The organism is Natronorubrum thiooxidans (genome assembly GCF_900156475.1).
GTDB lineage: Archaea > Halobacteriota > Halobacteria > Halobacteriales > Natrialbaceae > Natronorubrum > Natronorubrum thiooxidans.
Genome location: NZ_FTNR01000004.1, coordinates 43,508 through 62,604 on the forward strand (window position 1 = coordinate 43,508; position 19,097 = coordinate 62,604).

Here is a 19,097-nt window from a genome sequence, read left to right on the forward strand (position 1 = left end):
TCCACGGCCTTCAGGCCGTGGTATTGCGCCTGCTCAGCGTATAAAACCGAGTCCGTGCGACCAACAGATACGCAAGGACGACGAGCGGGACGGCGACGAGTGGCACGTGGCTGAGACCGAAGACAGTCGCCCCGAGTGCCAGATTGAGCAGCGATACCGTGTACAGTACGACGGCTGCGATCCACCCCATCAGCGCCCCTCGCCAGAGCAGGTAGGAGACAGCGAGCCCTGCGATGCCCGTGTAAAACGCAAATGATGGCGCAGAGAGACTCGCTACGACTCGCTCGAGGCTGTACAATACCGTCAGCAAAACGACAGCGAGCACGCCGAGAGGGCGGGTGAGCGCGGATTCTCCGTCCATGGTGAGAGATACGACCGAGCACGGATAAGTATATCTTCCAATACGAACTGTGTTGAGCTCTATAACAGATACATAGAAATAACTTTATTTGTTGTGGACCAAACCTGTGGCGATGCCAGAACCGTCCCGGCGTTCGGTCCTCCAAGCACTCGGCGGCGTGGGTCTCGGTGTCGCAGCCTCGAGACAGCCACACTGGCCAGGCTTTTTCGGCGGGCATATCGAGGCAGCGCCGCTCGAACCGCTGCTCGACGCCGACGGGCAAGACGATCAGCTTCCGCCGGACGAGTTCGTGACCCCCCACGATGATGACCTGCTCGTCGACCTCGACTCGCTCCACGCAGCACTGGAACGAGCCGACGAGCAGGTCACGCTCTCGCGGCGAGAGTTTGGCACTGCGTTCGCTGCCCTCGAGGAACTCCCAGTGTTCGACCCCCACCGTCACGAGGGACACGATCATCCGGCAGTCGCTCGTGGGCTCTACATCCGTGATCTCGAGTATACGTACCGGGTCCAACTCGTTCCCTGGTGTAGTGACACGTGGTTGATTCGGACGCGAGGAACGCCCGAAGGATTGGCCAGCTGTCACGAGCGATAGTCGAGCCTATGACTCCCCAAACAGGCGGTCAACAGTCTCTTACCTGAGACCGGCACCGAAACGGACCCTCTCGAGCCTCGAGGCGGCAAGGCCGGCCCCGTTCATGACCGTTTTGCCGTCGCCATCGAAACACACGCGGGATGACCGACCTGTTTACGTCACTCGAGTTGCGCGGCCTCGAGATCCCCAACCGAATCGCCGTCTCGCCGATGTGCCAGTACTCCTGTGAGCCCGACGGGCTCCCGACGGAGTGGCACCGCGTCCACCTCGGCAGCCGCGCCGTCGGCGGTGCCGGCATCGTCATGACCGAAGCCACCGCCGTCGAACCGCGCGGGCGGATCACGCCCTACGATCTGGGCATCTGGAGCGACGAACACGCCGAGGCGCTCGAGCCGATCACCGCGTTCATCCGCGAGCAGGGTGGGGTGCCGGGGATTCAACTGGCTCATGCGGGTCACAAGGCGAGCAAGTGCCGTCCGTGGGACGGTAACCTCCCGATTCAGCCCGACGAGACCGACCCCGACGGCGCGTCGGGCTGGGAGGTCCTCTCTCCGTCGCCCGATGCCTATCCGCCGTTCGACGGCGACCGACCCGCGATGAAACGAGCCGACACGGACGACATTCAGGGCGTGATCGACGCCTACCGAGCCGCGGCCGAGCGATCGCTTTCGGCCGGTTTCGAGATCGCCGAAGTTCACGCGGCCCACGGCTATCTGCTCCACGAGTTCCTCTCTCCCGTGACGAACCACCGTGAAGACGACTACGGCGGGAGCTTCGAGAACCGCACGCGCCTGCTTCGGGAAATCGTCGACGCGGTCCGAGATGTCTGGCCCGAGGACAAGCCCGTCTTCGTTCGCATTTCGGGTACCGACTGGCTCGAGGGGAGAGACGCGTGGGATATCGACCAGTCCGTTCGACTGGCTGACGACCTCGCCGACCGCGGCGTCGATCTGATCGACGTCAGTTCGGGCGGGCTCCACCCCGACCAAGCGGTTCCCGGCGGGCCGAACTTCCAGGTGCCACTCGCCGAAGCGGTCCGGGAGGGTGCAGACGTCGCCGTCGGTGCAGTCGGCGGCGTCACCGAACCCGAACAGGCCGACGCACTCGTCCGCAACGGCCGCGCCGACGTCGTCCTCGTCGGCCGGGAGTTCCTCCGCGATCCGTACTTCGGGCTCCGTGCGTCCGACGACCTCGAGGACGATCCGATGGCATGGCCGGAGCAGTACCGGCGGGCGGTTCAGTAAGTCGCTGTTCGATTCACCAGAGCCCCGGGAGCAGCCGATGCGGCGTCTGATTGGTATATTCGTCGTAGGACTCGCCCAACGTCTCCCGAAGGGCTCGTTCTTCGACGCGGATCCGGTAGCCGTACGCGAGCAGGCCAGCACCAGTCACGACTCCGAGCCCCATCCACGTCCCACTGGCGACGCCGAGTCCGACCAGCGAGAGGAACCCGCCCGTATACGATGGGTGTCTGACCCATCGATAGGGACCCGCAGTGACAACATTGTCCGTCTCGTCGATATCAACCTCGAGCGAAAAGTACTCGCCGAGCGTCCAGACCGCATACTGGCGGATGGCGATGCCGACGAACACGAGCCCGATCCCGAGCCAGAACGTGCCAACGGGACGTGGGAGAGCGGGCACGGACAGCAGTTCGGGACCCAACGCGGCAGCCAGCGCGCCGCCACTAACGGCCCCACCAATGACGTGCTTCGACCATCGATCCTGCGTGGTATCCGACTGGCCACCGTGTCGAACGCCGATGCTGAGGTCCGAGACGACCCACAGTCCGATCGAACCGAGGAACACGTACAGATACGGGGGTTGTGAATACAGCGGTAGCGCCATGGCGACTACGCGTTCACGTCACTATATAGCTATTAATAATCTGTCTTTTCCCGCGGTCAAAATGGAGACGCGACGAGACAGTCAGGAGGAGAATCCGTTTCGAGAGCCTTACTCGTCGGTCCACTTGATCGAACAGCCCTACTCGTCGGTCCACTTGATCGAACAGCCCTGCGAGGGCTGCCACTCGAGGTCGACCGCCTCGCCCGCGAGGACGGCGTCGATCGCCTCCCGGATGTGGAACCGCGTCGGTTCGTCGTCGGGGTTCAGCGCGTCGTCGAGGCGACCCTGGTACACGAGTTGGAACTCACCGCCTGCGTTTTCGAACAGGAACGGGTCCGGTGTACAGACCGCGCCATAGGCTCGAGCGACGTCTTGGCTCCCGTCGCGCAGGTAGGCGTCGTACTGGATCGTGCCGTCCTCGACGTACTCGCGCATCTTCTCGACGGAGTCGTCGGGGTACTCGTCGGCGTCGTTGGGGTTGATCCCGACGACTGCGACGTCATCGTACTCGGCGGCCACCTCGTTCAGTAGCTCGAACTTCGCTTTAGCGTACGGGCAGTGGTTGCACGTAAAGACGACCAGCAGCGCCTCGTTGTCGGCGAACGATTCGAGGGTGTAGGTGTCGCCGTCTGCGCCCTCGAGTTCGAACGCGGGGGCGGCGTCGCCGGCCGCGAGTTCGGAGTCTGATTCTTTGAGTACCATGGTCGTGGGTTCCGGACGTGACGGCTTAAACGTCGTGTTCAGGAGACTCGATCGCTGTCGTCGCCCTGGGGAGCTGTTGGTCCAGCGGACGGTCAACACGGCCCACATATTTGTACCCCCCGTGAGATCGATATCATATGCAAACGCTCGAGATCACGGACGACCAGTACGCTGCTATCCAGTCGCTTCGCGAAGCGATCTCCGAGGACGTCGTCGGCGAGTACGGCTTCGTCCGCGAACGCGACGCCGTCCAGTTCCTGCTCGATAATCTCGACGACGACGCGGCTGTCGAACTCGAGGCAGCGGTCGAATCCTCGGCGACCGACGACGTCGCCGCTTCCGTCGGGGCTGCAATCGAGGGGGAGACTGATCCACACGCCCTCGAAGAAGTCTCCTACGTCGAAGACGAGTCGGTCACGGACGACGCCGAAGCCGACGCCGACCCCGACACCGAGGCTGACAGTGATTCGATGGGCGAGTTGAAAGGCGACTCGAGTGATGGCGAAGCCGACACCGAGGAACAAGACGACAGCGATGCCGGGAACGAACCAGACTCCGGTCCCGACGGCGATGTGATCGATGCTGACGCGTCCGGCGGTGCCAGCGGCGATGCCGACGACGACGATATGTTAGACGAGATGATGAGCCTCCTCGAGACCCACGACGACAAGTGGGGCGAAGCCACGTCGGCGGACTACCGCTACAGCGTCGAGTTGCCCGACGGCACGACAGAACAGGTCCAGACGAAAGACGACGTGCGGGCGCTGTTGTTCAAAAACTACCGATAACCCGACCGGCGGTCCCGTCGACCGGGGCCCGTTCGATAGTCATCGGGAAGTATGACAGTCAGTACGTCCGAACATGCGCTTTATATCGTTCGTGAGTGTAATGTGTAGTAGCATGAGCCGAGCACACCGCTTCCAGCTGGAAGCAGATATTACCTGCCCCGAGTGCCGACAGCGGATCCCTATGCAGGCCCAGATCTGCCCGCGGTGTGAAGTGTCGTTGCACTAGTCCCGTTTCACTCTCCCAGCCGAACAACGGTAGAACTTTACTCGCGCTTGCATTTCTGGGAGATATGAGCGAACGCGAGGTACTCGAGTTGCTTCGTGAGAACGCACGGTATTCGACGGCGGATATCGCGCGAATGACCGGCCTCGAGGAGTCCGAGGTCGACGACACGATCGAGGAACTCGAGGCAGCAGGTGTGGTTCGTGGATATCAGGCGGTCGTCGACTGGGACAAACTGGAAGACGAGCGCGTCCGCGCCGAAGTCGAGTTGAACGTCACGCTCGACCGCGAGACGGGCTACGACGACATCGCAGAGCGCCTCGCACGGTTCCCCCAGGTCAAAGCCTTACGGCTGGTCAGCGGCGACTACGACTTCGATATGGAAGTCGAGGGTGACTCCATCCGCGAGGTCTCTCAGTTTATCAGTGAGAAGGTCGCACCCGTCCCCGAGATCACCCAGACGGTCACCCATTACGTGATGACTTCCTACAAAGAAAACGGGATCGAGCTCGGTGACGGCGAAGACGACGAGCGGCTGTCGTTCTCACCCTAATCATGACGTTCGAACTGTCCGAACGCGTTCAGACGGTGCCGCCGTCGGGGATCCGACGGTTCTTCGAGATCGCCGAGGAACGCGACGACGTCATCTCGCTTGGAGTCGGTGAGCCCGACTTCTCGACGCCGTGGGCGGCACGCGACGCCGCGATCACCTCTTTAGAGCAGGGCAAGACCTCCTACACGGCAAATCGCGGCAAACGCGAACTCCGCGAGGCGATCGCTGACTACGTCGCCGACCGATTCGAGCTGGGCTACGACCCCGAAGAAGAGATCATCGTCACCGCGGGCGCAAGCGAGGCCGTCGACCTCGCCTTCCGGGCTTTTGTCGATCCCGGCGACACGGTCGCGATTGCCCAGCCATCCTACATTTCGTATGAACCCGGCGTGATCTTCGCCGGCGGCGAGGTGCTCTCCGTGCCGACGACGGAAGAAGACGAGTTCCGACTCACTGTCGAGGGCCTCGAGCAAGCGGGTGCAGACGAGGCCGACATGCTCGTGCTCTGTTATCCCAACAACCCGACGGGCGCGATCATGACCGAGGCTGACCTCGAGCCAATCGCCGAGTTCGCCCGCGAGCACGACCTGATGGTGCTCTCCGACGAGATCTACGCCGAACTCACCTACGACGGGAACGAACACGTGTCCATCGCGAGTCTCGAGGGGATGCGCGAGCGGACCATCGTTTTCAACGGGTTCTCGAAAGCCCACGCGATGACCGGGCTTCGGCTGGGGTATGCACTCGGTCCCGCCAAGGCGATCAACGCGATGAACAAGATCCACCAGTATACGATGCTGTCGGCCCCGACGACAGCCCAACATGCCGCACTCGAGGCGCTCGGCTCCTGTGAGAACGACGTCCGGGATATGGTCAACGAGTACGACCGCCGCCGCCAGTTCGTCCTCTCGCGGTTCCGCGAGATCGGGATGGACGTCTTCGAGGCCAAAGGGGCGTTCTACTGCTTCCCCGAAGTGCCCGAGGGCTTCACCGCCGAGGAGTTCGCCGAGGGCGTCCTCCGCGAACAGGGTGTCGCGGTCGTCCCTGGCGACGTCTTCGGCGAGGGTGGCGAGGATCACCTGCGGATCTCCTATGCGACCGGGCTCGACGATCTCCGGAAGGCCTTAGCCCGAATCGAAGCGTTCGTCGAGGAACACGCGTAGTCTCGACGACGGAATCGACGCACCGTCCGGCGCGAGACACGAACTGTTTTCCTGCTCGCCCACACCTCCTCGGTATGGTCGAGTACCGTCCCATCCCCGACGAACGGGACGTCTTCCACGAGTACCGCAGCTACGCGTTCCGGCCGGAATCGGGAGTGCCGACGTACGACCCCGACGAACACGAGACGCCGCGAGCGACGCTTGGCTCCCGCCGCGGGCTGTACGACCCCACAGCAGACGATACGGCCCCGCGGACCGTCTGTCGACACTACTGGCTCGAGACCCACGTTCGCGGTGAGCCCCACCGAACCGCCGGGCTCGCGTCGGTCGCGACGCCGCCGGAGTACCGCCACAGCGGGTACGTCCGTCGACTGCTCGCCAACTCGCTCGCGGAGTATCGCGACCGAGACGTCCGATTCTCGGTCCTGTGGCCGTTTCGTTATCGCTTCTACCGACAGTACGGCTGGGACACGGCAAACAGCATCGTTACCCACGAGTGTGCGCCGACGGCACTCGAGTTCGCGACTGGCGCTGTCGACACCGAGGGAACGTTCCGTCGACTCGAGGCCGACGAGTACGACCGTCTCGAGCAGGCCTACGACGCACACGCCGAGCGATACGGGCTCGCACTCGAGCGCGACGAGCAGTGGTGGCGACGGCGCGTCTTCGCCGGCCACGACCGCGACCCGTTCGTCTACGCCGTCGAACGTGACGGCGAGGTTCGTGGATATCTCGTCTACACGATCGACGACGACTCGAACGGGCGGACGATGGCCGTCTCCGAACTCGTCGCCGTCGACCACGACGCCCTGCTGGCACTGCTCGCGTTCTGTCACAGACACGACTCACAGATCGAGCGAGTTCGCTTGCGAGTGCCCGGGGACGTCCCGATCCGAGACATCGCTCGAGATCCCGACGAGATCGACACCGTCGTCGAAGACGGCCCGATGGTTCGAATCGTCGACGTCGCCGAGACGCTCTCTGCCTGTTCGGCTCCCGCGCTCGAGACCGACGTGACGATCGCCGTCGACGATCCGCTGGCCGACTGGAACGACGGGACGTTCAGACTCGAGGGGGCAGACGGGAGGTCGGCGTGTACGCGACTGGCAGACAGCATCGATCCGGAAAGCGCCGACATACGCCTCGACGTTGCCGCCCTCTCACAACTCGTCGTCGGCTCCCAGTCGGCACCACGCCTCGAGCGAACGGGCCGACTAACGGCCACGGATTCGACCGCTCTCAAGACCGTCACGACGTGGTTTCCCGAAACGGATGTCTACCTCGGCGAGTATTTCTGACGGCGGTGTCGATCACTCGTCGGGATACTGCTGCGTCCAGGGCCGAACCCGCTCGAGTGCCCCTGTTGCGGCCAACACGTCCGATTCAGCGTAGCGGCGGCCGACCACCTGCAGCCCGACCGGGAGCCCGTCGTCGGTGAGGCCGGCTGGAACAGACGCGGCCGGATGGCCCGTGAGGTTGAACACCCACGTAAGCATTGCGTCGGTCGGGATGCCCGCGACCTCGTGGCCGTCGATTTCCGTCGGATACCGATCGCGCAGGTGTTTGCCGTAGGGCGGGACGGTCAGCGTCGGGGTTACGAGGACGTCCGCGCCCTCGAGTGCCGCCTCGATCGCGTCGTAAGCCTCGACTCGTGGCCCGTTGGCGAGTCGTTCCTCGAGCGGCTTCGAATCCGACCCCAGCGCGATCGTCGAGCGAACCGTTTCCTCGACGTCGGCCGTCTCGAAGTCGATGCCGTACTGTTCTTCGACCCGACTCGCAATCGCCGCGAAGTACCCCCCGACCTGCGTGTAGTAGGCCCGGCGAAGCACGTCGACGTCGGGGAGGGCAACGTCGACGGACTCGACCGTCGCGCCGGCAGCCGCGAGATCGTCGACGGCCGCCCCAACCGCCTCGCGGACGACGGGAGCGACGGGCTGGAGGTCCAGATCCGGGCTGTACGCGATCGAGAGGTCGTCTGTCGGTCGCTCGAGCGCCTCGAACACGTCGTCGTCACCACGGGGAACGCTCAGCGGATCGCGATGATCCGGCCCGGCCATGATCTCGAAGCCGAGCGCGACGTCTTTGGTGGTGCGGGCGATCGGCCCGGCGACCATGAACGGCGAATGGCTGTCGAACGACTCGAGCCGCGAATTCGAGGGGATCCGACCGAACGAGGGTTTGAGTCCGATGACGTGACAACACGACGCCGGAACCCGAAGCGAGCCGCCGATATCCGAGCCAGTCGCAAGTCGTGCGAGGCCGGCGGCGACTGCCGCGGCTGACCCACCGGAGGAGCCTCCCGCTGACCGCTCCGTATCGAACGGCGTCGCCGTCGCACCGACGAGCCGGTTGTCGGTTTTGATCGTGTGGGCGAGCGCCGGCGTGTTGGTCGTCCCGACGATCACCGCCCCAGCGGCCTCGAGACGTTCGACGGTGATCGAATTCGTCGTCGCGACGTTCTCGGATAGGGCGGCGAGGCCGAGCGTGTTCCGAACGCCGGCCTTGCGATCCCGGAGGTCCTTGATCGCGACGGGCACGCCGTGAAGCGGGCCGAGGTCCTCGCCGGCGGCGGCCGCACGGTCAGCTTCGCGAGCGCGTTTTCGGGCCGACTCCTCGAGCACCGTAATGTAGGCGTTCAGCCCCTCGGTGGCCGCGATTCGCTCGAGGATGTCGTCGACGACGGCTTCCGATGAGACGTCGCCGTCGCGGATCGCCGTCGTCAGTTCATCGATAGTCGTGAGCGTATCAATCATGCACAAAGTGACCATACGTGACACAATAAAGCCGAGGGCAGCCACGTGACTGCACAGCCAGCCAGTTACACGAGTGCTGATACTATCGGACAGCAGTCAGTACGACGTCGGTCGCGAATTCGCGGCCGTCTCCGGGGGTGACGGCCGCAGTAGTGCGACCGATCGTCGAATAGTCCTGTCCGACAGTATAAACCGCTCGAGGACGACGCGCCGGCGGGTCAGGCAACTGAAGTAGTCGACCGACGATGTGCGCGTATGGTTCGTGTGCTCTCCGACGAGGATATCGCGTCGGTACTCGACCTCGAGTCGTTGTTACCGGTCGTTGCCGACGCCTTCGAGAAGCAACGAGCGGGCGCGGTCGAACGTCCCGAACGGCCACATTATCCGATCGGGACGGGGCTCGATCCCGCCACGCCTGCGGAGTCGACTGGGACCGGCCTCTGTATGCCGGCGTACATTCACGGGAACGCCTACGCCGCGACGAAACTCGTCACCGTCTGCGAGGACAACCCCGAACGCGGACTGCCGACGGTGACGTCACAGCTCTCCCTCGCCGACGCCGAAACCGGCCAGCCGGTCGGCTACCTCGCGGGCAACCGGATCACCAGCGCCCGCACGGGCTGTATCGGTGGGCTCGCCGCCCGCAAACTCGCCGTCGACGGGCCGCTCGACCTGGCAGTCATCGGCGCGGGCACACAGGCACGCTGGCAGACACGAGCCATCGCCGCTGCCGTCGGCGTCGACCGACTCGCTGCGATCCGGGTCTACTCGCCCAGTGACTCCCGGCTCGAGTGTGCTCGTGACCTCGAGTCGGCCCTCGACGTCGACGTGACGCCGGTTGCGAGTCCACGCGAGGCCGTCACCGACGCCTCGGTCGTCGTCACGACGACGACGAGCACTGAACCGGTGTTTCCCGGTGAGGCCCTCGCTGCCGGCACGCTCGTGATCGCCGTCGGCGCGTACACGGCCGCAATGCGCGAACTGGACGAGACGACGATCGAGCGTGCGTCCCGTATCATCGCCGACGTTCCAGACGAGGCGGTCGAGACTGGTGATCTTCGGACCCACGACGGCCTCGAGGTCTCCAGCTTTAGCGACACGCTAGCTGACGGCGATGGCCGCACGGCTTCAGACGAGATCATCGTCCTCGAGAGCGTTGGGACGGCGGTTCTAGACGCTGCAACCGCCGAGTTCGTCTTCGCTCGAGCCGAAGATGCCGACCTCGGCACGACGGTGACTATATGAGGGCCGGGTACGGATCTCCATCGAAAAGCGAACAATGGTGTCAGATGCCATACGAGAGTGGACAGTGGTGTTACGTCTCATAGCCGGTCCCGGCCACGACACTGAAATAGTCACTGTACAAAATGGGGGTGGAGTAGTTGCCGATGAGTGACCAGAGTGTAAACGTCGAGCGACGCCGTCTCGAAGGCGTTGTTCCATCGATATCAAATGAGAACGACGGTCGAGAGCGATGACGCTCCGATCGATCCCCGTCGTCGATCGTGTCACCGACGCCTTCTTCGCACTCGATACGGACTTTCGCTTTACCTATCTCAACGAGCGCGCTGAAACCCTGTTGAAACGCTCTCGGAAGGAGCTGATCGGACGCGTGATGTGGGATGAGTTCCCAGAAACCGTCGAAACCCAGTTCCCCGACGGGTTCCACCGCGCGATGGACGAACAGGTCCCGGTCTCGTTCGAGGTGTATCACGCCCAACTCGAGACCTGGTTCGAGGCCCGCGCGTATCCATCCGAAACCGGCCTCTCGGTCTACATGCGCGATGTCACCGAGCGAAAGTCACAGGAGACGACGCTCGCCCAGCACGCCGCCGTCGTCGAGGCCGTCTACGACGCCATCCTCACGCTCGATCGTAACCGAGAGATCGTCACCGTCAACAGCGCCATCGAGGACTTACTTGGGACCGATCGCTCGGAACTCATCGGCGAGCACGTCGAAACGCTGACCCAGCAAGCGGGCATTTCGGACGCCGACGCCGTCGAGATCGGTCGTGCGATTACCGACATCGACGTCGGCAACGCCGACAGACGCCAGCTCGAGGTGGCGTTTACCGCCGCTGACGGAACCGATCGGATCGGCGAGTTCCGGTTCGTCCCGATCGAAGACGATCACGCAACCGTCGCCGCCGTCATCCGGGACGTTACCGACCACCACGAGTACGAACGCGTCGTCACGTCGCTACACGAAGTCACCCGATGGCTCCTCGAGTCCGACGACCCCGAGGAGATCTGTGCGATTGCCGTCCACGCCGGCAGTGACCTGCTCGAGCTCCCGATCAGCGGCGTCTGGCTGCTCGACGACGAACGGGGGTATCTCGATCCCGTTGCCGGAACCGCTGGCGCACACGAGGAGTTCGGCGGCCTGCCGCGATTCTCCCCCGGCGAGGGACTCGTCTGGGACGTCTTCGAGGGCGGCTCGGTGGAACGGTTCGACGACCTCGAGTCGATCGCGGAGCTCTACAACCCCGACACGCCGCTTCGATCGGAGATCATCGCTCCCATCGGCACCCACGGCGTCCTCATGACCGGGGCACTCGAGGCCGACCAGTTCGACGAGACGGATGTCGACCTGATTTCCATTCTCGTCGAGAACACCCGCGCGGCACTCGATCGAGCCGACCGCGAGCGGGTGCTGCGGGAGCGAACAGCCGAACTCGAGCACCGGACCGACCGGCTCGAGTCGGTCGCCGAGATCCTCTCGACCGATCTCCAACAGCAGCTCTCGGCCGTCGCGGACGCCCTCGAAGACGACGGCGACGCCGAGGAGTGGGAGTTCCCGCTCGCGGAAAATTCGGTCGAAACCACGCTCGACCGTGCCGAAGGGCTCGTCGACGACGTCCGCGAGTTCGCCCGGAACGCCTCGACCGTCGGCCCCCGGTGTCGGATCGACCTCGAGTCGGCGATCGACGACGCGCTCGAGCGGTCCCAACTCGACGGCGATGCCATCATCGTCGAACAGGCGGCGACGCTTCGGGCCGACCGGGACCGCTTTGTACACCTCCTCGAGACGGTGTTCGACGATGCGATGGCTCGCGCCGACGGCGCGGTGACGATTCAGGTGGGACTGGTTGGCTTCGACGAGACCGATGGCTCTCGAGGCGTGTTCATCCGGGACGACGCCGCCGACATCTCGCCGGCGGCGTACTCACAGGAGCGCGAGTCGCCGACCGAGATCACTGCTGATGTGACGGCCAGCCCCATCGACGGCCTGGGACTCACTCTCGCTCGAGCGATCGCTGAGGCCCACGACTGGCGGCTCACCGTCGAGCCCGGCGATACCGGCGGGACACGGATCGAGATCCGCGAGATGACGACGCTCGAAAAACAGCCCTGAGTCGGTGCTATGAGACAGGTTCGGGTGAGAGATCCTGATAGAGTCGTCGGCAGCCGTCCCGTTCGAACAGCTCCATCATGGTCTCCCCAGCCTGCACTCGACACACTGCGAGGCGATCTTGCAACTGGGCATACTCCTCGCTCGATTTGCGTTCGGCAGCGGTTTTTTCGGCATCGAGGAGGGCTTTCGTCGAGGCGAGCGCGAAGAACTCCTGGAGCTGTTCGTCGTAGCTCGAGCGCAACACCAGTTGCTCGACGATCCGGAGCAGTTCGGCTCTCGAGACCGGTTTGACGAGATAGTCGTCGAACCCCATCCCGATGATGTCGAAGTCGGGTTCGACGGCGGTGACCATTGCGACACGACACTCGAGGTCGCGTTCCCGAAGCGTGGCCAGCAGCGTCTCGCCGGAGAGCCCGGGCATCCGTCGATCGAGCAGGACGATATCGACCGACTCGTCGACGGCATCGAGTGCCGTTTCACCATCGTACGCCGTCTCGACGTCGTATGCTCCCTCGAGCCAGGTGGCATACAGGCTCGCAAGGTCGGGTTCGTCTTCAACGATCAAGACGGACGAAGTGTCAGGAGTCATCACACAGTCACCTCCAGGAGGGTAGTTCGTCTCTCGAATCGTACCGATAGTATATTAAGATACCGGGACCGCGGTAATTGCCGATCCGAACGACAGTTACTCGAGGCCGTCTTCGATAGTCGAACGGTGTGCGTCGATCGTCGCGGCATCCGTCGTGATCGTCGCTGACCCGACGTCGATCGTCAACTCGCCATCGTCGGTTGCCGCCCCGAGTTCGACGACCGGGGCGACGCCGTCGAACGCGTCCGCGACGGCGTCGGGCGAGTCGGTCTGTATTACGACACGACCCGGCTGTTCGTGGAAGAGCGCGGCCGCCGCGGCCGTCTCGTCGGCAGCGTCGGGGACAGGAATCGAGACCTCGAGGCCAGCGTCCTCGGTGATCATCTCGGCGAGCGAGACGGCGAGGCCGCCGTGGCTGATATCGTGGACGGCGAGGGTCGACTCGTCGTTGGCCACGTCGGCGAGGGTCTCGACGACGGCTGCAGGGTCGGCCGGCAGTTCTGGGAATGCGTCGCTGCCGTCGAACTGGGCGAGATACTCGGAGCCGCCGAGACGAACGTCGCCGGCCTCGAGGCCGACGTCGCCGACGAGCAACAGCGTGCCTTCCGATTCGACCGACAGCGGCGGGGCGTCGTAGCCGTCTTTCGTCCCGACCATCGCCAACGTCGGCGTCGGTGGGATCGGTCCGGCGACGGAGTCGTTGTACAGCGAGACGTTCCCGCCGACGACCGGCGTCGACAGCGTCGAGCACATGTCCGCGAGCCCGTCGACGGCACCCTTGAAGCCACCGTACACATCGGGTTTCTCGGGGTTGCCGCCGTTGAGACAGTCGACGGCTGCAAGCGGCGTCGCGCCTTTGGCCGCGATGTTCGTCGCGTTCTCGAGGGCAATCGCTTTGGCACCGACGTAGGGGGCGACGCTCGTCCAGTTCGGTGCCGCACCGGAGGAGATTGCAAGCCCCTGCTCCGCTTCTCGAACCGCGATAATCGCCGCGTCGTCGCCCGGCCCGACGCTCGTGCGGACGCCGACCTCGTGGTCGTACTGTCGGTAAACCCACCGCTTGGAGGCCGTGTTCGGACTCGAGACGATCGTCTCGAAGGCCGCCTCGAGGTCGACTGCAGGCAGGTCGGTCTCAGGCTGGTCGACGGGCTCGCTCTCGAGGTCGTTCATCGGCGCGCCCTCGCCGAGGAAGTAGGCGTCGACGTCGACGACCGTCTCGCGCTCTCGCGGCTCCGTGCCGTCGCCGCTCGAGTCGTCCGAGGCGCGTTGCGTTTCGCTTCCCTCGAAGGTGCAGACGTAGTTTCCGTCGGTGACCTCGCCGATGACCGAACAGCCCAGATCGAAGCGCTCGGCGATCTCCCGGACGCGGTCGACGTTGTCCGGTTCGACCTCATAACACATCCGCTCCTGGGATTCCGCCAGCAGGATCTCTAAAGCGTTCATGTTCGGCTCACGCTGGTGGACGCGCTCGAGTTCGATGTGTGCGCCGAGGCCGCCTTTGGCGACCAGCTCGCTCGAGGCACCGCCGAGGCCGGCGGCACCGAGGTCGCGGGCGGATTCGATCAGTTGCTCTTCGACGAGCTGTTCGTTGGCCTCGATCAGCAGCTTCTCCGCGTAGGGGTCGCCGACCTGGACGGCCGGGCGGTCTTCGGTTTCTGCGTCTTCCGCCAAGTCCTCGCTAGCGAAACTCGCGCCGCCGAGGCCGTCGCGGCCGGTCCCGTTGCCGACGAGCACCAGTTTGTTGCCGGGCTCTTGGGCGACGGCCGTGACGAGTCGCTCCTCGTCGGTGAGGCCGACACAGGCGACGTTTACCAGCGGGTTGCCTTCGTAATCGGGGTGGAAGTCGACGCTGCCCGCGACCGTGGGGACGCCGATACAGTTGCCGTAGTGGCTGATCCCTTCGACGACGCCCTCGAAGAGGTATTTCGAGTGTTCGGCGTCGAACTCGCCGAAGTACAGCGAGTCCGCAAGCGCGATCGGATAGGCACCCATCGAGAGGGTGTCCCGGACGATCCCGCCGACACCCGTCGCGGCCCCGTCAAAGGGGTCGACATAGGAGGGGTGGTTGTGGCTCTCGATCCCCATCGTGATGTAGGTGCTCGAACCGTCCTCGTCCTCGTTTCCGGGCAGGGCAACGACCGCCGCGTCGTCACCCGGCCCGATGACGACCTGATCGCCCTCGCTGTCGAACGCGGAGAGCAGTGGTCTCGAGGAGCGGTACGCGCAGTGTTCACTCCAGAGGTTCTCGAACAGCGCCGCCTCCGCCGGCGTCGGCTCTCGCCCCAGCTCGGAAACGACGAGCTTGTGGTCCGAATCGGCAAGACTCATTCATGTCGGTGATGGAAGTCGGGTAGTAAAGGGGTTTCTATGTGCACGTTCGTGCATCTTCTCAAGAGCATGCGTTCGCTATCCGATCCGGACCTCGAGTCGGAAACCAGACTCTGGATCGATACTCGAGACGGCGAGTAAAACGCCGCTGTTAGTGTCTGAAAACCGCATAGCAGAGCGGGTGTCTCTGTCAGGCCGTCCACCGAATCTCGTACTCGAGTTCGTACCGCTCCTCCCCGGTTTCCGAATCGGTGAGTCGCTCGAGTTCGATTTCGAACTGCGGGGTTTCGGGAATCGTAACGTGTTGTTCCGCCGTTGGCTCTTCTAACTGGACGGCTCCGGACTCGATCTGTTCGGCAGCGTCAACGAGTGTTTCGGCGATTTCAGCTCTGGTCCGTGACTCCTCGAGTTTGAACAGTTCTTCTTCAGGCATCACCCGGTATGACATCAACTCGCGTGATAAAGCTTCCAGAGATTGTTCTCGAGTTGACAGCGCGGACAGTATCGGTTGTAACGGTGTCTCATACGGTCTCAGTGAAACTGAGTGAGACCCGACGTCATCGAGCCTCGAATTCGGCGTCATCGAGCCACGAGCCGGCCCAGCACTCGATTTCGTCGAACACCGGCTCGAGCGACTCCCCTTTCGAGGTCAGACTGTAGTAGGTCGCGATCGGTGCGTCCTCCTCGATGCGGCGTTCAACAAAGCCCATCTCGCCGAGGTCGTCGAGGACACGGGAGAGGGTACGCGCGTTCGCACCGGTCGAGCGCTTGAGTTCGTTAAAGCGCTGTTCGCCGGCCAGCAGTTCGTGGAGGACGGCCAGTCGCCACTGCGAGCCGATCTGCTCGAGGGACTCGATGACGGGACAGGCGGCGTTCTGGTCGCGGGATTCAGTCTGTGGAGAGGACATACGACGCTCTGCTTGTGGCTACGCCGTGGACGACTTTAGCAGTTCGGGTCCGAACCAGCTAACACGACGTTAGCTGTGTCGGGCGAGTCACACACTCATTCACCCTCGAGGACCGACTCGAGTGACTCGAGTGCGCGAAGCGAGAGGGGAACGGAGCCGACGGCGTGCAGCGGGAGTTCGAAGACGACCCGACACCGGTCGGCACTGAGGGCTTCGACCCGGTGGGTCGCGACCGGAACGCGAGTGACGCGCCAGCTCCAGCGCCGATCCGAACGCGAGCAGTCGGTGATCCGAAACGGCACCCAGACACCGGAGACCTGCACTCGCCCGCTCGTTCCGCTTTCGATCCGACGGTCGGTCGATTCGACGCCGGTCACGAGCGGGATCCACTCCGGCCACTGGGCGGTATCGACGAGTACATCCCAGGCGTCGTCTGCAGGCACTGAGAGGACCTGTGAGACCTCGAGGCGGTGGCCATCTGGCGTCTGTGCGGCCTGGAGGCGAGTCATGTGTACTGACTGCTACGTCGGCCGTGGACATGGAGGTTTCCACCGCCACGGATGCGATCTCGTCCGGGAGGTCGTTCGTCGTGGGTCACGACACATACTGTTTTTTGACCGGCATGCGTCCCTCTCGTATGGAGTACACAACACTCGGTTCGACCGGGATGGAAGTCAGCCGGCTCTGCCTCGGGTGCATGAGCTTCGGCTCGAGCGACTGGCGCGAGTGGGTCTTAGAAGACGAAGAGAGCAAAGCGATCATCGACCGGGCGATCGATCTCGGGATCAACTTCTTCGATACGGCGAACATGTATTCGAACGGCGAGTCCGAGCGGATTCTGGGCGAGGCCCTAGCGGGCCACCGCGAGTCGTCGGTCGTCGCGACGAAAGGCTACTTCCAGATGCGCGAGGACGACCCGAACTCGGGCGGGTTGTCGCGGAAGGCGATCGAGCAGGAACTCGCCGCCAGCCGCGAGCGGCTGGGAATGGACACCATCGATCTCTACCAGATCCACCGCTGGGACGACGAGACGCCGATCGAGACGACGCTTCGGGCGCTCGACGATGCCGTTCGACGGGGCCACGTCCGCCACATCGGGGCCTCGTCGATGTGGGCCCACCAGTTCGCCGAGTCGCTCCACACGAGCGATCGGCTGGGCCTCGAGCGGTTCGTCACGATGCAAAACCACTACAACCTCGTCTATCGCGAGGAGGAACGCGAGATGTTGCCCCTCTGTGACAAGGAGAATATCGGCGTCATGCCGTGGTCGCCGCTGGCCCGGGGCTATCTCACGCGCCCGCACGAGGAGATCGACGCCACGACGCGCGGCGAGACGGAAGAACACATGTACGACCACCCCTACCGAGACGGCGGCGGTCGGGAGATCAACGACCGCGTCGCCGAAGTCGCCGCCGACAAGGGCGTGACGATGGCCCAGATTTCGCTCGCGTGGCTGCTCCATAAAGAGTGGGTCGACGCCCCCATCATCGGCACGACGAGCGTCGAACACTTAGAGCAAGCCGTCGAGACGCTCGAAATCTCGCTGTCGTCGTCGGAGCTGGCCTACCTCGAGGAACCCTACGAGCCAGTCGAGGTCTCGGGCCACGAGTAGCGCCGCACGTCTTCTGCCGGTCGATCGTTCGGACGGAATGCGAGCGCTGTCGCTCGAGCGATAGTCCCGTTTCGATTTTCTAATACAACATTTGCCGTTTGTAAACCGTATATGGTTTCTACAAACCCTAATTCGGGGAAAGCATAATTAGTGTTCGTTTACAACGAAAGAGATACCGACGACCGGAGCCGCCGTTCGACCGAGCGCAACGCCGGCGTCCCGGCCAGCGACGTCATTCAGGATAATGCCACACACGAAATTCGATTCGCCACCGGCGACCGCGGAGCGCGCGAGCGAGCAATCACCGTCCGAGAAAGCACGGAGCCAGTCTTCGGCCGACAGCACGGAGACGACGACTTGCCCCGAGTGCGACGGCCGATTGCTCGTTCACAATGATCAGACACACTGTGAGGACTGTGGCCTCGTCGTCGACGAGGACCGCATCGACCGCGGCCCGGAGTGGCGCGCGTTCGATGCCACCGAGAACGACGAGAAGTCCCGCGTCGGTTCGCCGACGACGAATATGCTACACGATCGCGGCCTCTCGACGACGATCGACTGGCGGAACACGGACGGCTACGGCGGCACTCTCTCAGCCCGAAAGCGCCGGCAGTTCCAGCGGCTCCGAACCTGGGACGAGCGGTTCCGCACGCGTGACGCCACCGATCGGAACCTGAAACACGCCCTCGGCGAAATCGATCGGATGGGGTCGGCGCTCGGGATCCCAGACGCCGCCTTAGAGACCGCGAGCGTCATCTACCGACGCGCCCTCGAGGAGGACCTGTTGCCCGGCCGATCGATCGAGGGGATGGCGACGGCCGCGCTGAACGCCGCCGTTCGACAGGCGGGTGTGCCGCGGTCGATCGACGAACTCGCGACCGTCAGCCGGATCGACTACCTCGAAGCGGCCCGAGCCTACCGCTATCTCGTCAGAGAGCTCGAACTGCCGATGGCACCGCCAGATCCACTCGAGTATCTCCCGCGGTATGCCTCGACGCTCGAGATTTCCTCGGAGACGGAACGACGCGCCCACGAACTGCTCGAGGGGGCGATGGAATCGGGGCTGCACAGCGGCAAACATCCCGTTGGTCTCGCGGCGGCGGCGATCTACGCGGCCGACCGGCTGACGGGCGACGACCTCACGCAGGACGACGTCTCGGATGCCGCCGACGTCAGCAAGGTAACGATCCGCAACCGGTATCAGGAGCTGCTCGAGCACGAACTCGAGGCCCCAGCAGACGACTGACGAGCGAGACACGCACTGCTGTGTTTCGCTACGCGGTTTTTTGTTTCGTGCTCGCTCGATGGTCCGTGATCGA

General features: G+C 64.0%; 19 protein-coding genes. 10 read left to right on the plus strand and 9 right to left on the minus strand.

Annotation, left to right across the window (positions count from 1 at the left end; translation table 11 throughout):
• Window positions 1-10: 10 nt before the first annotated feature.
• On the minus strand, window positions 11-361 hold the full coding sequence (locus BW940_RS06935) for a hypothetical protein (protein WP_076608475.1): 351 nt from the start codon (window positions 359-361) through the stop codon (window positions 11-13).
• A 112-nt stretch (window positions 362-473) separates the two neighbouring features.
• On the opposite strand from BW940_RS06935, the gene BW940_RS06940 reads away from it, so the two are divergent.
• Window positions 474-956 (plus strand): hypothetical protein, encoded by a 483-nt coding sequence (locus BW940_RS06940; RefSeq protein WP_076608476.1) that lies wholly within the window; start codon window positions 474-476, stop codon window positions 954-956.
• Window positions 957-1,096: 140 nt separating this feature from the next.
• Complete coding sequence (locus BW940_RS06945; RefSeq protein ID WP_076608477.1) at window positions 1,097-2,200, plus strand: NADH:flavin oxidoreductase/NADH oxidase; 1,104 nt, start codon at window positions 1,097-1,099, stop codon at window positions 2,198-2,200.
• Between the two features lie 13 nt (window positions 2,201-2,213).
• On the opposite strand, the gene BW940_RS06950 is transcribed toward BW940_RS06945, so the two are convergent.
• A complete protein-coding gene (locus tag BW940_RS06950) occupies window positions 2,214-2,804 on the minus strand; it encodes a methyltransferase family protein (protein ID WP_076608478.1) in 591 nt (196 codons plus the stop codon).
• Between the two features lie 138 nt (window positions 2,805-2,942).
• Window positions 2,943-3,506 (minus strand): thioredoxin family protein, encoded by a 564-nt coding sequence (locus BW940_RS06955; protein WP_076608694.1) that lies wholly within the window; start codon window positions 3,504-3,506, stop codon window positions 2,943-2,945.
• A gap of 137 nt (window positions 3,507-3,643) precedes the next feature.
• Between BW940_RS06955 and BW940_RS06960 the strand changes: the two genes are divergently transcribed.
• The 4 genes from BW940_RS06960 (at window position 3,644) to BW940_RS06975 (ending at window position 7,531) form a co-directional block, all read left to right on the plus strand.
• Window positions 3,644-4,294, plus strand: a complete 651-nt coding sequence (locus BW940_RS06960) for a hypothetical protein (protein ID WP_076608479.1) — start codon at window positions 3,644-3,646, stop codon at window positions 4,292-4,294.
• Window positions 4,295-4,584: 290 nt separating this feature from the next.
• Window positions 4,585-5,070, plus strand: a complete 486-nt coding sequence (locus tag BW940_RS06965; protein ID WP_076608480.1) for an Lrp/AsnC family transcriptional regulator — start codon at window positions 4,585-4,587, stop codon at window positions 5,068-5,070.
• A 2-nt stretch (window positions 5,071-5,072) separates the two neighbouring features.
• On the plus strand, window positions 5,073-6,233 hold the full coding sequence (locus tag BW940_RS06970; protein WP_076608481.1) for a pyridoxal phosphate-dependent aminotransferase: 1,161 nt from the start codon (window positions 5,073-5,075) through the stop codon (window positions 6,231-6,233).
• 74 nt (window positions 6,234-6,307) lie between these two features.
• Window positions 6,308-7,531 carry a GNAT family N-acetyltransferase gene (locus tag BW940_RS06975; RefSeq protein WP_076608482.1) on the plus strand — a complete coding sequence of 408 codons (1,224 nt, stop codon included), beginning with the start codon at window positions 6,308-6,310 and terminating at the stop codon, window positions 7,529-7,531.
• Window positions 7,532-7,543: 12 nt separating this feature from the next.
• Here the strand turns inward: BW940_RS06975 and BW940_RS06980 are convergent, their stop codons facing one another.
• The gene (locus BW940_RS06980) at window positions 7,544-8,986 is read right to left on the minus strand and encodes an amidase (protein WP_076608483.1); all 1,443 of its coding nucleotides are present in this window, start codon (window positions 8,984-8,986) and stop codon (window positions 7,544-7,546) included.
• Window positions 8,987-9,241: 255 nt separating this feature from the next.
• On the opposite strand from BW940_RS06980, the gene BW940_RS06985 reads away from it, so the two are divergent.
• Window positions 9,242-10,231, plus strand: a complete 990-nt coding sequence (locus tag BW940_RS06985) for an ornithine cyclodeaminase family protein (RefSeq protein ID WP_076608484.1) — start codon at window positions 9,242-9,244, stop codon at window positions 10,229-10,231.
• A gap of 229 nt (window positions 10,232-10,460) precedes the next feature.
• Window positions 10,461-12,341: a sensor histidine kinase gene (locus tag BW940_RS06990; protein ID WP_076608485.1), complete on the plus strand. Its 1,881-nt coding sequence runs from the start codon at window positions 10,461-10,463 to the stop codon at window positions 12,339-12,341.
• 7 nt (window positions 12,342-12,348) lie between these two features.
• Here BW940_RS06990 and BW940_RS06995 read toward each other — a convergent pair whose 3' ends face one another.
• From BW940_RS06995 to BW940_RS07015, 5 genes are all read right to left on the minus strand, one after another.
• Window positions 12,349-12,930, minus strand: a complete 582-nt coding sequence (locus BW940_RS06995) for a response regulator (RefSeq protein ID WP_076608486.1) — start codon at window positions 12,928-12,930, stop codon at window positions 12,349-12,351.
• A gap of 96 nt (window positions 12,931-13,026) precedes the next feature.
• On the minus strand, window positions 13,027-15,258 hold the full coding sequence (gene purL, locus BW940_RS07000; RefSeq protein ID WP_076608487.1) for a phosphoribosylformylglycinamidine synthase subunit PurL: 2,232 nt from the start codon (window positions 15,256-15,258) through the stop codon (window positions 13,027-13,029).
• A gap of 190 nt (window positions 15,259-15,448) precedes the next feature.
• Window positions 15,449-15,691 carry an amphi-Trp domain-containing protein gene (locus BW940_RS07005; protein WP_076608695.1) on the minus strand — a complete coding sequence of 81 codons (243 nt, stop codon included), beginning with the start codon at window positions 15,689-15,691 and terminating at the stop codon, window positions 15,449-15,451.
• A 124-nt stretch (window positions 15,692-15,815) separates the two neighbouring features.
• Window positions 15,816-16,166 carry a winged helix-turn-helix transcriptional regulator gene (locus tag BW940_RS07010; protein WP_076608488.1) on the minus strand — a complete coding sequence of 117 codons (351 nt, stop codon included), beginning with the start codon at window positions 16,164-16,166 and terminating at the stop codon, window positions 15,816-15,818.
• Window positions 16,167-16,261: 95 nt separating this feature from the next.
• Window positions 16,262-16,675 (minus strand): SRPBCC family protein, encoded by a 414-nt coding sequence (locus BW940_RS07015; protein WP_076608489.1) that lies wholly within the window; start codon window positions 16,673-16,675, stop codon window positions 16,262-16,264.
• 128 nt (window positions 16,676-16,803) lie between these two features.
• On the opposite strand from BW940_RS07015, the gene BW940_RS07020 reads away from it, so the two are divergent.
• Both BW940_RS07020 and BW940_RS07025 read left to right on the plus strand, forming a co-directional pair.
• Window positions 16,804-17,778, plus strand: coding sequence for an aldo/keto reductase (locus tag BW940_RS07020; protein ID WP_076608490.1), 975 nt, complete (start codon window positions 16,804-16,806; stop codon window positions 17,776-17,778).
• Window positions 17,779-18,022: 244 nt separating this feature from the next.
• Window positions 18,023-19,024 carry a transcription initiation factor IIB gene (locus tag BW940_RS07025; RefSeq protein WP_076608491.1) on the plus strand — a complete coding sequence of 334 codons (1,002 nt, stop codon included), beginning with the start codon at window positions 18,023-18,025 and terminating at the stop codon, window positions 19,022-19,024.
• Window positions 19,025-19,097 lie beyond the last annotated feature (73 nt).